At 33.2% G+C, this 14,385-nt stretch carries 7 protein-coding genes and 1 tRNA gene; 7 read left to right on the forward strand and 1 reads right to left on the reverse strand.

The window, feature by feature from the left end; all coding sequences use genetic code 11:
• Window positions 1-2 precede the first annotated feature (2 nt).
• The 4 genes from ACQY6M_RS09865 (at window position 3) to ACQY6M_RS09880 (ending at window position 11,474) form a co-directional block, all read left to right on the forward strand.
• A complete protein-coding gene (locus tag ACQY6M_RS09865) occupies window positions 3-9,956 on the forward strand; it encodes a DUF6443 domain-containing protein (RefSeq protein WP_428741573.1) in 9,954 nt (3,317 codons plus the stop codon).
• Window positions 9,940-10,365: a hypothetical protein gene (locus ACQY6M_RS09870; RefSeq protein ID WP_428741572.1), complete on the forward strand. Its 426-nt coding sequence runs from the start codon at window positions 9,940-9,942 to the stop codon at window positions 10,363-10,365. Before ACQY6M_RS09865 ends, ACQY6M_RS09870 begins: the two co-directional genes overlap by 17 nt.
• A 316-nt stretch (window positions 10,366-10,681) precedes the next feature.
• Window positions 10,682-10,752: transfer RNA gene (locus ACQY6M_RS09875), tRNA-Gln, on the forward strand.
• A 236-nt stretch (window positions 10,753-10,988) separates the two neighbouring features.
• On the forward strand, window positions 10,989-11,474 hold the full coding sequence (locus tag ACQY6M_RS09880; protein WP_428741571.1) for a DUF4252 domain-containing protein: 486 nt from the start codon (window positions 10,989-10,991) through the stop codon (window positions 11,472-11,474).
• Window positions 11,475-11,565: 91 nt separating this feature from the next.
• On the opposite strand, the gene ACQY6M_RS09885 is transcribed toward ACQY6M_RS09880, so the two are convergent.
• Window positions 11,566-11,913 (reverse strand): arsenate reductase family protein, encoded by a 348-nt coding sequence (locus tag ACQY6M_RS09885; protein WP_428741570.1) that lies wholly within the window; start codon window positions 11,911-11,913, stop codon window positions 11,566-11,568.
• A 120-nt stretch (window positions 11,914-12,033) separates the two neighbouring features.
• Between ACQY6M_RS09885 and ACQY6M_RS09890 the strand changes: the two genes are divergently transcribed.
• The 3 genes from ACQY6M_RS09890 (at window position 12,034) to ACQY6M_RS09900 (ending at window position 14,380) form a co-directional block, all read left to right on the forward strand.
• Window positions 12,034-12,489 (forward strand): DinB family protein, encoded by a 456-nt coding sequence (locus ACQY6M_RS09890; RefSeq protein ID WP_428741569.1) that lies wholly within the window; start codon window positions 12,034-12,036, stop codon window positions 12,487-12,489.
• Window positions 12,490-12,540: 51 nt separating this feature from the next.
• Window positions 12,541-13,689, forward strand: coding sequence for a cystathionine gamma-synthase (locus ACQY6M_RS09895; protein WP_428741568.1), 1,149 nt, complete (start codon window positions 12,541-12,543; stop codon window positions 13,687-13,689).
• A gap of 97 nt (window positions 13,690-13,786) precedes the next feature.
• Window positions 13,787-14,380 carry a TetR/AcrR family transcriptional regulator gene (locus ACQY6M_RS09900; protein WP_428741567.1) on the forward strand — a complete coding sequence of 198 codons (594 nt, stop codon included), beginning with the start codon at window positions 13,787-13,789 and terminating at the stop codon, window positions 14,378-14,380.
• The last annotated feature ends 5 nt before the right edge of the window (window positions 14,381-14,385 follow it).

Here is a 14,385-nt window from a genome sequence, read left to right on the forward strand (position 1 = left end):
CTATGATAAGAACTTTACGATTTTTAAATAAGTCACGCTGTTTATTATTTTTATTAATACTTACGAGTGTAAAATTTTATGCACAAGACTTAGTCGTTACTGATGCAGTTTATAATTCTACAAATGTTTTTTTGGATGCAAACAGCACATCTGTAATTGCGTCTAAAAAAAGTTATGTAGAACTTGGTATTTTGAAGGATACTGCACCTTATACTAAGGGTACAACTACAGTAAAACTTAATGTAGAAGAGTTAGATGCTTACGGAGCTGTTACAACTACAAGACAATTGGAGTTGAATGTAGTGAATAATCAATCAAATACTAGAGATTTATATAAAGATGTTGCTGTCAAATCATTCTCTTCATTTGGTGTTAAGGTTAAGGTTTTAGAAATAAAATATGATGAATCTGGACTCATTTCATTCAATAATCCAGGAAATGTATATATAAAAGTATGGAGTGATAATGATGTTATTTCTGAACTTCCTGAATTACCTAGCTTTGGATTACAAATAAAAGAAAATAATACTACCAATGAGTTAGAGTTTACATGGAGCAAGATAAATAATGTAGAAAGTTATGAGCTTGAATGGAGTTGGGTAGATAACTATGGAAAACCTAGTAAAGGAGGAGTGGTGAGTTTTTTAACGTCTTCAGATATACCTTTTAGTACTAAAGATTTTTCACAAAGTAATACTAGAATCGAAACAAGTGATGATAACTATAAAATATCTAATATATATGATAATGGTTTTATCGTAGCAAGAATTAGAGGAGTAGGTAGGTTTTTAGATGCAAGTAAAAAATCAAAAAAATACACAAAATGGAGTTCTGTAGGAGGTGATGATTGGAAAGTTTCTAATTGGACACATTTTGAAATTAAGAATATTGAAGGAGCTACTAAAAACTGGCAATATCAGGCTTCATATGCAGAACAAGGAAAGAAGAAAGAAGTAGTTAGTTATTTTGATGGAACCTTACGTAACCGTCAAACGGTTACCAAAATAAATACAGATGACAATGTAATAGTAGGTGAAGTTATATACGATGCCCAAGGTAGACCTTCAGTAGAAGTTTTACCTGTTCCTACAGAGAAAAAAGCTATTAATTACTACAATGACTTTAACAAAAATTTAAATAATCAAATCTACACCTATAAAGATTTTGATATAGATAGTGAAACTAAATGTGAGAATCCTGTTTTAAGTATGTCAAATACAACAGGAGCAAGTAAATATTATTCTAGTAATACAACAGTAAAAAATAATTGGCAAGATTTTGTTCCAGACGCTAAAGGCTTTCCTTTTTCACAGGTAGAGTACACACCAGATAATACTGGTCGTATCAATAGAAAAAGTGGTGTGGGAGAAAATCACCAATTAGGTACTGGGCATGAAATGAGGTATTTCTACACAACTCCAAATAAAGTAGAACTAACTCGTTTATTTGGAAGTGAAAATGTAGGAAATTTAGAGCACTATAAAAAAAATATAGTCATTGACCCAAATAAGCAAACCAGTGTAAGTTACATTGATGCACAAGGTAGAACAATTGCTACAGCATTAGTAGGTGATAGCCCTATTAATATGGTTGGCCTAAAAGAAGAAAAAGGTGAGGGAGATTTAACACATAATACCATAACAGAAAGTATCTTACAAAACAGAAGCACAAGTAGTTTTGAACCATCTAATACAGATGATACTTTTATTAGTAATAAACAAGTTATTTCATATCAAGAGAACACACGTTTTGACTTTACATATAATATAAACCAAGAAAAAAGCTATACACCAATTGAGTGTAATGAAGGATTAACTTTTCCATTTACATATGATTTTAATTTTTCGGTAAAGAATGAATGTGGTGATGAATTTGTAGTACCATCTGAGGCAAATGATATAATTGTAGGAGAGGTAAGTAAGCAAAAGGAATTCAATGTTGTATTACCTTTAGGAACTTATGGAGTTGCTAAAAAACTGATGGTAAATAAAGACTCATTAAATTTTTATGCAGATAAATACATTAGTCAGTTTACGAACCCTGAAAACAATTGTTATGTAGATCCTAATGATTTTGCACCTAAGGTAGAGGTGAAAAGTTGTTTAACTGTTTGTCAATTATGTGTGTTAGACTATGGGATAGATATGGTTATTTATGACAAAGATGGAAATCAACTTACCGTAGCCCAATATAAGCAAGAACAAAATACATATGTTACAACCGAACTTAATAAACTGTATGCTTCGTTAAGTGTTACTTTTGAGTATGATGGAGTAGGAGATTTAGGGTGGAGTGATAAGTCTATAGATATTTTTGATGTAAAACAAAACGAACTTTGGTTAATAGAAGATTTTAATAAAGGGTATTCATATAAATATACCAAAGAAGCCTATACAGAGGCTCAAGAAACTTATATAACAACAAGTTTAAGATTATACTTTGAGGTAAGCGATGGTTTTGATTATGGTTTAGACCATAAGTTACAAATACCGAGTGCTTTTTTAGAAAAGCAACCTCTAGTAGAAGGATTAGAAGCCACATATCAGCAAGAGTTTAAAGAAGGGGTAGCGACATGTGAAGCACCTTGTGACACAACTCAAATGGTTTTTGACGGATGTGATATTTCTGAAACCTTATTATTAAATGATATGAGTCCTAGAGGGCAGTATGGTGACTTTGAAGATGATTTAGACGATAACGCAGAAGGAGAATTAATTGTAGTAAATCCACTAAGTATTTTTAACGAAAATAACAGCTTGCCACATGAAGGTACCGAACCTAATAATTGGCGTAAACCTTTTGGAGGAAAATATTTAGATGCGGATGGACAAGAGTCTAAAATAGAGTTAATACTATTCAATGGTAAATATGAACCAGAATATAATGGTGATTATTTTGAAGAAGATGGGAAAAAATGGGTGCGCCCACAAAATTTAAAAAGTGTTTTTGATTTTGTAGATAATTGGCAAGAATCGTGGGCCAAATCATTACTGCCATATCACCCAGAGTACGAATATTACCTATATGCACAAGCACAATGTAAATTAACTAGTGAGATAGACGTATACGATCCTCGTAGAAAAGTTGTACAAAAACAAACATTAAGCTCTGATGAGTTTGATTCATATATTGGACAAATAGAGTCGTATGCAAATGCAAAAGAAGCAGGGTTATTAAGCACGGAGTTAAATGGGGAGCTAAAATTATTTGATAATGACCCCTATTTTAATACTATAATTCCAGGAGTGAATGATGATTTAGCAGCACGACGAGACATTATGCACTATGCAATTACTAAGATGTATGAATATATGGTAGGTGGACCACCTGACTATGGTAAAGACAGGTTGGAAGATCCATTGAATCCACTTAGAATGTTAGAAGCTGCTTATATGGCGGTTATAGGCAATGGAGTTCAAGAAGATTATAAAAGTAAAGATGAAAGACCAGCTTTCACCTTATCATTAGTTGAAAGTTTGCCTGAAAGCCAACAGAATTTAGTATGGCAAACATACAGTTCTTTTTATACATCGTTGAAGAAAAAAATTCAACATGTGTTCATGAATCATTATGCTTCTCAAAGAAATATATATAATGATTGTATTGGTAAAAAATCAGGAGAAGCAACGAAAGACTATACTAAGGTATTTAAAAAGAGGGTAAGGTTTAAGGTAAAAAAGCACGTTTGGTGGTGGACTGTTACGGTAATGAAGGAAGCAGATGTAACGTATTACCCAAGTGTGCCCGAGTATATAAACAATAGCACAAATTATTGTGCAAGTACTGATGAATGGGAAAATAAGCAGAAACGCTTTGTACCTGTTGATTATTTACACGATTCAGATAAAATTCCTGATGATGAACTTAATGAAAGTCAAAACAATAATGCTTATCATCAATATACCCAAACAGGAAAATGCCCATTGGCACTAGATTTAGAGTATTATTTAAATGGTTTAGTAAAAGACGAGGATAGTAATGGAACAAAAATTAACCTAGGTAAGCAGTCATTTGAATATGATTTTAAAGGTCAGTATATAACAAATAAATTATTTGAAGCTGTAGGAGGTGTGGTAAGTGCTGAAGCAGTAAAAATAGCAGGAAGTGCAGAAGGTTCTATGTTAACCTTATCTATTCAAGGTAAAGAAGCTTGTCAATTAAGTTTACAAGGCACAGGTTTAGACTGGGCAAGTTATGAAACACTAACCTCTTCTGGTTGGAGTATCAATGGTTTTTCTGATATTTATTATGAGGATTATCGACTTAATGATGGTATAGCGACCTACTTCTTCAAAATTTTGGCATCAGTAAGAGAAGGAAGCAAGCAAATAAAAGAGGTTGTAATATTTGGAAGCACACAAGTTGAAATAGGAGAGTGTACCATAAATCAAGGTATAGAACCTAGCAATCCTGTAGGTGTTGGACAAGATTTAGGTAGTGGAGGAGATTATAATATAACCCCATGCGATAGTAACTCTGTTGTATGTAATGTAGATACTACTACAGCTAATGGGTTTGCTACAGATTTAAAGAATATTATAAATGAAGCTATTTCAGTTCCTAATTTTGGAACAACTTCTATTCAGTATCAGTCTAATAATTTTTACCAATTTTTTACAAAATATATAGGGTTTAACCAACCGGATTCAAATCAAACATACAGCTTAAATATAGATAGTAAAGGTCTTCTTAATATTGGGTATGACATATTTGAAGATGATAGAAGACACGATAACTTTAGAATTTATTTGAATGGAGATAATTGGAATCAGGTAAAGTCAATTGAAAATGTTGAATTTTTAGAAATAGCACCACTATCTATTCCTATTCTACCATATCTTGGAGAAGAGTACAATGGAGGTAAAAGTTACTTTGCTACACTAACTTATACAAATGCTTTAGGAAATACTATTCAAAGTAAAATAGAGGTTATTTATTACCAAACACGAGGATGGGATAATTGGATGACAAAAGATTTTTGTGATATTTTAATATCACGAGTTTGCTTTACCCCGTCAGGTAACGATACCGATAATGATAGTATTGATGATGCTTGCGATAATTGTCCTAGTATAGCTAATGTAGGTCAAGTTGATGTAGATGGCAATGGTGTTGGAGATGTGTGTGAGAATTGTATTAAAGATGGGGTGATATTAGCAAATTTCCAAACTCATTTAAAAAATGCAATTAATGAAGTGATTCACACACCTAAGTTTGAAACAGCAGATCATATACAGACTTATGATGATGTTATTGATATGGGGAGTGATTTAAAAAGTTTTGTTCAAGAATATAATATTATAGGTTCAGTTAATGAGTACAAGTACAGTATAGGAAGATTTGTAAACTGGACACCACAGTCATTTAATCTTTATTTTAATGAGTTCGCAGCTGACGGAACAACAAAAAATGATATTACCCATGCTATGCGTGTCGAGGCTACGTTTGGTAAATGGGATGATATAGATTTGATTTTGGATATAAACCTTGTTGATGTAGATCAATTAAATAGAAAGGTCAAGTTTAACTTTAGATTTAGGTTAAAATCAGGTGAAGAAAAGGAAAGATCGTTAACACTAACATTTCTACAGTATGATCCAAATAATCCAACAATAGTGGGAAATCCATGTAAATATTTGAGTAAAGAAACAGATATTTATGATATAGCTTCAGGAGAAACAACTGAGACTCCATCAGAGAATGAAACCAACGAACCAAAATGTCCATGTATTCCACAACCAGTAGCACCAAAAAGTTGTACGGATGAATATCGAGCATTCAAAATAGGGTTAGGAGTTGATGGATTTAGAATGGATGCCAATGAGTTAAAAGAAATTGAAGACCCGTACGGTAATAAAATTAAAGTAATAGAAACAAATATTTTAGGCTATTACTTGCCAGAAGAATTCATAAACCAACGATTTGCCGAAGACCCAACAAATGAATTTGATGAAGGTCAAGAGTATTTCTGTGCAATGAATTATGCATACCTAACGGAAGATTATTTATACTATTTAAATAGAATTTTAGGAGGTAGCCGTACTGTAGATAATCCATACTTTATTACAATCTCAGAGTTTGGTAATACCTATTTAAACTATGGGTATAAAGACATGAAGTCGGTAATAGATAGTTACAAAGCCTATACCTTAGAAGAAGGTGATTATACATGGCAAGAATATGTAGATGGTATTTTTAGAGATGATAATCCAAATATATGTCCACCAAAAGGAATGGCACCTGCCGAATTATCATTACCTGAACCAAGAGATGTATGTTCACAATTAGCTGAAAGTTTAATAAATACGTATACAAACGAAAACTACTTAAACTATTTAACAACCTTACGTGAACAGTTTATAAGAGATTATACAACACAAGCCTTAGCTACTGTTACAGAAGGGTTAACAGCAGCATACTCTGACAAAGAATATCAATATACTTTATATTATTACGACCAAGCAGGTAATTTAGCACAAACAGTGCCTCCACAAGGTGTTGACAGAGCTACACAAAACCACACGCTTAAAACAAAATATAAGTATAACTCGTTAAACCAATTAGTATGGCAAGAAACACCAGATGGTGGTATAACTCAATTTGCTTATGACAATTTGGGGCGTATTATAGCCTCACAAAATGCGAAGCAGAAAAAAGGATCAGGGCATCAAGATAGCCCAGGGTATTTAAGTTATACAGAATATGATGAATTAGGTCGTATTATAGAAGCTGGAGAAATACGTCCAACAGGAGGTAGAGGAGCTGTAAGCTATTATATTGATGATTTAGGAAAATTGGTGAAATACAATCAAGGAGAAGAAACTTTTATGAACTTTTTCGATGAAGGAATAAGTAAAGTAGAAGTAACCAAAACTACCTACGATTATATAGACCCAACATTAGCTCCTATTGAGCAACAAAACTTAAGAAATAGAGTAGCAAGTGTATCGTATTTTGATGAGTACAAAGGCGATAATACCAACTATAACAATGCTATTTTCTATTCGTACGATGTACACGGTAATGTACAAAAGATAGCAACCAAGATTAATGATTCAGATTTAGCCAGTACTAATAATAATATTAAGGTCGTAGACTATGAGTATGACTTAATAAGCGGAAATGTACATAAGGTTATTTACCAAAAAGACAAGAAAGATCAATTTATACACAAGTACGATTATGATGCTGATAACCGAATAGTAAAAGTATATACCTCTCAAAACGGTGTTATTTGGGATACCGATGCTAGCTATAATTACTATGAGCACGGACCATTGGCTAGAACTATTATAGGAGAGAAAGATGTACAAGGGTTAGATTATGTATATACCTTACAAGGTTGGTTAAAAGGGGTTAATGGTGAAAATCTAAACTCTGCTAACGATTTTGGTAAAGATGGAGACAAGGTTGCAAAAGATGCGTTTGGCTATTCATTATCGTATTTCGATGGCGATTACCAACCACGTAAAGCTACTGCTGAAAATTATTTTACAGTAACTACAAACACGCAGCTTTCTCATAACAATGCTAATTTGTACAATGGTAATATAAAGGCTATGGTTACCAATATGCAAAATTTAGACAATATTGCATTGCCAACAGCTTACAACCATTACCAATACGACCAATTAAATCGTATAAGTAGCATGAACTCGAATATTATTTCGAGCAGTAATGTTCAAAACGTTCATACGAGTTACGAGTACGATAAAAACGGAAACTTAACGCAATTAAAAAGAGAAGCGTTAAAAGACAACACTGTTATGCCAATGGATAACTTTACCTATCATTATCCAAATGGTAACAATCAATTAGCTGTTGTTGAAGATGCAGAGCCATCTAGCAGATTCCAATCTGATATAGATGACCAAATAACGCAGTTGGCTAGTGCAGGTATTATATACGATGCTAATAATAAAAGTACCCATAATTATGTATACGACGAAATAGGGCAACTAGTAAAAGACCAAACTGAAGGAATAGATGAAATAGAATGGACGGTTTCTGGTAAAGTTGCTAAAATTGTTAAAAATGCAAAAACTATTAGTTTTGCCTATGATGGGTTGGGTAATAGGTTAAGCAAAACAGTAACAGACACCAATGGTGAAGTAAAAACTTTTTATGTTCGTGATGCACAAGGAAACGTATTAGCTGTTTATGAAAATAACAAAAGCGGAACCAATAATAAACTTGCAGTAAAAGAGTACCAAATTTATGGTAGCAGCAGGTTAGGTTTAGTTAATGTAAATGAAGAATTAACAGCAACTGAATTTGTGCAAGGTGACGATTTTGAAAGAACCATAGGTAAAAAACGCTACGAGCTAAGCAACCACTTGGGTAATGTGCTAAGTGTAATAAGCGATCGTAAAGTTGCAAAACAAGAACAGGCAACGCCAAATGAGGTTTATACAACGGTTGAAAGTAATCTTGGAACCTTAAGCTGGGAAGGAGCAGAATACGATTCTGATGCTTTACAAATAGCACCAGAAGGAGGAGAGCCAACAATGCTATCGTACGATTACGAACCAGGAAGTTATCGTATACGTTTTACGATTGCAGACTTAAATACGGCAAACAATGTATCTATAGCTATGTCTACCGATTCTGATATGGAAAATACAGCGGCATTTGTGTATCAAGGAAACTTAGTTACTGGTGAAAACACAATTGCTTTTGAAGCAACCGATTATCAAGTGTTACATCTCATCTTGTATTCATCTGATAATAGCTTTACAGCGGTAGCATCTAATTTAATATTAGAAAAGAAAGACGAAAATGCAACCGCTCCAGTGGTAGAAAACACTATCTTTATACCAGAGGTTATAGCCTATAACGACTATTACCCATTTGGTATGCTCATGCCAAATAGGCACGGACAAGCAGATAGCTACCGTTATGGCTTCCAAGGGCAAGAAAAAGACGATGAAGTAAAAGGTGAAGGAAATTCTATAAACTATAAGTTTAGAATGCATGATCCAAGATTGGGTAGGTTCTTTGCGGTAGATCCGTTGTTTAAAGAATATCCATTTAATTCTCCGTATGCATTTAGTGAAAACTTTGTAATTGCTGGTACAGAGATTGAAGGTCTAGAGTCACAATGGGTAATAGATAAAAGTGGAATTATATTCGAACGAGCTGTAGGTCCTGTTGTAATGAATGCTGATGCTTTTCAATCTAAGACAGATGCAGAAATAGCAAGAGCAAATGGTTTTGTTAATGGTGCGGAGTTTTATAAAGCTATGGAAATGCAGCGTCAAATAGAACAATTTAAGGCTAGAAACCCAGGGTTTAATATAAAACAAGAAAATGCTATAATTAAAAAAGCACCGACTATTATTGATCCTGAAGTATATTTAAATCGCCCAGACTTGCAATTGTCTATGGGGGTTGCACAAGGGTTTAGAGAAGCTCCATCTTTGATTGCAAGTGAATATTTATTTGATAAGTTAGGTGCAGCATATTACAGTTGGAGGACATCTAAATTGGCTAAGAAAGCAGCTACACAAATTAATAAGGTTGATAATGTTGCAGGTGCTGAATTTATTGACGATGCAATCAGAATGGTTGAGCAGCCTTTTGAAAAAGCGGCACCAAAGATTTCGTCAATAGAGGAGGTCGCCCAAAAAGCAACTCAGGTAGATGACTTAATTAATTCTTCGAATCAGATTAGGGTAAAACCTAATGCTCCTGAGGCTTATTTATCTAGGACAGGTTCTTATGATGATGCTGTACGAGAGTTTAAATCAATAGAAGGTTTGGAGCAAGTTAAAGAAATAAATAACTCAAAATTTATAGGGATGAGAGGGAAATTACCTGATGGTAGGACTATATCCGTTAGAAATGGTAGTACTGGAGCTAATTCAGGGAGTGTTAGTAGGCCTACAATTCAAATAAACCCAGCTAAAGGGTCTAGTGGTCAGAGGATTAAAATAAGGTATGATGCAAGCAATTAATAAAATCGTTTTATGGGATATAGAGAGTCAAGGGCAGAGTTATGATAAAGGTAGCGATGTTTATCTTGATAAGGTTTTATACAATAAATATTTAGAGATATTTATAAAATCTGAATATCAAAATATAAAAATTATCTTTAAAAAGATTGTTGCTTATAGAGTTTTGGATGAGTCTTACTTGTTAGAATATTGGAATAATTTGTCTAAAGAAGTGCGTAATATTACTTTTTGTAAAGTAGAAAACTCTTCTTTTTTAAAGGATATAGAGTTTTTGTCAAATGACTTTTTTGTAGATGGTGGATCGGAAATGATAGAACATTTTGCAATATTTACATCTAATGATTGTGTGGAGATTATTAGCGATATTTCTCCATTGATTATTATTGAAGATGCTATCTCCGCACCTTGACATTTAGCGATAACGTAATGGCAAGATTTAAAAGGGTTTAAAAAGAAACTAGCATATTATTAGCCATTTATAATGGCAAAACGATAAGTTAAAAAAGAAGCTACCTTGCATTTGATGGTGAGGTAGTTTTTGTATTTTAAGAGCTAAAAAAAGATACTTTAAGAATAAAATTATCATATAAAATCTACCAATATAAAGTTATGGTAGTGTTTAGTGCTTGATAAATAGTAAGATAGTATAAGGTGTGTTTTTATAAAAAAATATGCTTCGTGGTAAAAAATATAAAACTTTGTTTTTATATTTGCAGTGCACACACTGGCCCATGGTGTAATGGTAACACACCGGTTTTTGGTACCGATATTCAAGGTTCGAGTCCTTGTGGGCCAACTAAAAGTCTTAACTGAATAAGTTAAGGCTTTTTTATTTGTAACAAATATAAGTGAGCAATTAACAGCTTTACCATTAAAGTATTTGACAGTAATAACAAACGTCATAGCGAGGAGAGATAACGACGTGGCTATCTGTTAATAGAGAATAGATTGCTTCACTGCGTTCGCAATGACAATAGTTTTTATTTGTAACAAATGCATACAGCAATCGTCTTCAATTAAAACACTACTATTATGAAACGAATTGCAACCATTATTTTCTCCCTTTTTGTATTAAGCACAGCATTTGCCCAAAAACAAAACTTTAAAGAGTTCTATCAATCTAATAAAGACAAGGCAGAGGTATCGTTAAACATCCCTAGTTTTTTTGCTAACATGTTTATTTCTGATGAAGACACCGATGAGTTTGGAGTGTTTTTAAAGAAAGCACGTAATTATAAAATTATGGTATTTAATAATGAGACACCTTCAGTTCAAAAAGACTTTCAAAAGTTTGCTCGAAAAAATGGGTTAAAAACCTTGGTACGAGTAAAAGATGGAAACGAAAAGGTAACAGTGTATTTCAGAGAAACAAAAGATCGTATCAAAGAAATTATTGTAAACGTTCATGATAAAAGTGACGAAATGGTATTATTAGGAATTAAAACCAACCTTACCATGGACGAATTATCAGCTATGGTAGAAGCATCTACCAAAAACAAAAGCATAGCTTCAAATTAAAAAGATTTCTGAGTTCCTTGAGCGTAGCCGAAGGGAGGCATATAAATTAGTATTATAGAAAACTCCGACTGATAATGTCGGAGTTTTTTTATTAACTAAGCAATGCTTTTAAACTATCTACTACTTTTTTACTGTTTCCAATAAAAATTTGATCGTCAACAATAAAAACTGGGCGTTTTAAAAAAGTGTATTCATCTAAAATATACTGGCGATAGTCTGCTTCAGTAACATCTTGATTTTTTAAATCCATTTCTTTATACAGTTTGGCTCTCTTGTTAAATAAACTTTCGTAGCTGTCGGTCATTGCACGCATTTCTTCTAATTGAGCAACCGTAATTGGTTGGGTTTTTATTTCTTGCTTTTCAAACCCATCAAGATTCACTTCTTTTAAAATTCTACGGCAAGTATCACAAGTTTGTAAAAAATAAACTTTCTTCATGTATGTAAGCTTTTATTGTATTGGTTATAGCGATTAGTTTTAACCATTAAATAACAAATATGCATTATAGGTTTTCATGGTTAAATAGGTATCTTTGAAATAGCTAAAATAACTAGAAAAATGAACAAACAATTTGAAGCTTTAAAAAAATCGAGAGAGTTAGTTTTAAAAAGAATAGAAAACTTATCGCACGAACAATTACATATCATTCCAGAAGGATTCAACAATAATATTGCGTGGAATGTGGCGCACCTAGTGGTTACGCAGCAACTACTACACTATAAACTATCAGGATTGGATTGTTTAGCACCTGATGAGTTAATTGAAGGTTACAGAAAAGGGACTTTTCCAACGAAAGATTTTACTGAAGAAGAATTTGAAGAAGTAAAAGAATTGCTAATAGGGTTACCAGATACTTTACAAGAAGATTTTGAAGAGGGTATTTTTAAAGAATATCAAGAGTACGAAACGAGTACAGGTTTTGTGATAGATTCTTTTGAAAGTGCTATTACTTTTAATAATTTACACGAAGGAATGCATTTGGGTATTATCATGAATTTGACCAAATTGGTGTAAAAACTCGTGAATTCGACATTCATTCAGATGAAAAACAATAAATGTCAATAGATGAAATTCAATACGAAAACCATACATGGGGGGCAACAGCATGAAGAAGCAACAGGTTCGGTAATGCCTCCCATATTTCAAACCTCAACCTATGCGCAATCAAGTCCAGGGGTAAATAAAGGGTATGAGTATTCACGAGCAGCCAATCCTACACGTACAGCTTTAGAAAAAGCTTTTGCATCTCTTGAAAATGGAACACATGGATTTGCTTTTTCCTCTGGTTTAGCAGCGATAGATTGTGTCTTACGAACTTTAAATCCGGGTGATGAGGTAGTTGCAGGTGATGATATTTATGGTGGAACCTACCGTATGTTTACCAGATTGTTTCAGAAATACGGATTGCAATTTCAGTTTGTTGATATGAATGAGGTTGCCAATGTTACCAAGGCGATTTCTGATAAGACAAAGCTGATTTGGCTAGAAACCCCAACAAATCCGCTAATGAAAATTGCAGATATTGAGGAAATCACCAAAGCAGTAAAAGCAAAAAATACTGATATTCTAGTTGCTGTAGATAATACGTTTGCAACTCCCTACTTACAACGTCCGTTAGATTTAGGAGTTGATATTGTAATGCATTCAGCTACCAAATATTTAGGAGGACATTCCGATTTGGTGATGGGAGCTTTAATGGTTAAAGATGCTCAACTGGCAGAAGAATTACACTTTATTCAGTTTGCTGTGGGTGCAATTGCTGGACCCATGGATTCGTTTTTGGCATTACGTGGAATAAAAACCTTACACTTACGTATGCAACGTCATTGCGAAAATGGAAAAGCCATTGCTGAATATTTAGAGGCACATCCAAAAGTTGAGGAAGTGTTTTATCCAGGGCTGAAAAGCCACCCCAACTACGAAGTAGCGAAAAAGCAGATGGATGATTTTGGGGGAATGGTTTCTTTTCGTTTAAAAGACCAGAGTAAACAAGCAGCTTTGACTTTCTTAGAAAATACTAAAATTTTCACCTTGGCTGAATCGTTAGGTGGTGTAGAAAGTTTGGTAAGTCACCCAGTGACGATGACGCACGCATCCATTCCTGAAGAAGAACGTTTAAAAATCGGAATTACAGATTCTTTAATTCGATTAAGTGTTGGGGTAGAAGATATCGATGATTTATTAGCCGATTTAGAGCAAGCATTGAATAGATAAATGAAAAATCCGAAGTTACTATATTTCGGATTTTTTATTAATACAAAATATACCAATCAGTATATTTTGTATATTTGTTGATATTTTAATGAGATAGATGTCTAAGTCAGAAAGAACAAAAGCGTTTATTATTGAAACGGTTGCTCCTATTTTTAATAGAAGCGGTTTTTCTGCTATGAGTTTGTCAAAAATAACAGCAGCTACTGGTTTAACAAAAGGAGCTATTTACGGTCATTTTGAGAATAAAGAAGAGTTAGCTATAGAATCGTTTAAGTTTTCAGTAAGGAAAGTACTAAAAGACCTTAATGAAACTGTTAATAAGGGTGAGACACCTTTAAAAATGTTACTTAACGTGGCTCTTTTTTACGAAGGTTATTATGAGTACAATAAGCAATTTGGAGGTTGCCCTATTTTAAATATCGGCGTAGACGCTAACAATCAAAATAAGGTAATTGCTCAATTGGTTCAATCGTATAATCACAGGATTTTAGAGAAGTTTTCTATGCTTATTGAAAAAGCAAAAGAAACTGATGAAATTAAAAATTCAATAGATAGTATGCTATACGCGAAACGCTTTTTTTATATGATTGAAGGAGCAGTGTATATGACACATATTATGAATGATGAAAGTTACTTAAAAGATGTATCTACAGTATTACAGCAAATAATAAAACAAGAATTACAGAAATAATATTT

This window comes from Tenacibaculum sp., from assembly GCF_050290165.1.
GTDB lineage: Bacteria > Bacteroidota > Bacteroidia > Flavobacteriales > Flavobacteriaceae > Polaribacter.

What these genes read in the sequence shown, in the direction of transcription:
- ACQY6M_RS09865 (WP_428741573.1), top strand. Translation starts at nt 3, where the DNA reads ATGATAAGAACTTTACGATTTTTAAATAAGTCACGCTGTTTATTATTT.
- ACQY6M_RS09870 (WP_428741572.1), top strand. Translation starts at nt 9,940, where the DNA reads ATGATGCAAGCAATTAATAAAATCGTTTTATGGGATATAGAGAGTCAA.
- ACQY6M_RS09880 (WP_428741571.1), top strand. Translation starts at nt 10,989, where the DNA reads ATGAAACGAATTGCAACCATTATTTTCTCCCTTTTTGTATTAAGCACA.
- ACQY6M_RS09885 (WP_428741570.1), bottom strand. Translation starts at nt 11,913, where the DNA reads ATGAAGAAAGTTTATTTTTTACAAACTTGTGATACTTGCCGTAGAATT.
- ACQY6M_RS09890 (WP_428741569.1), top strand. Translation starts at nt 12,034, where the DNA reads ATGAACAAACAATTTGAAGCTTTAAAAAAATCGAGAGAGTTAGTTTTA.
- ACQY6M_RS09895 (WP_428741568.1), top strand. Translation starts at nt 12,541, where the DNA reads ATGAAATTCAATACGAAAACCATACATGGGGGGCAACAGCATGAAGAA.
- ACQY6M_RS09900 (WP_428741567.1), top strand. Translation starts at nt 13,787, where the DNA reads ATGTCTAAGTCAGAAAGAACAAAAGCGTTTATTATTGAAACGGTTGCT.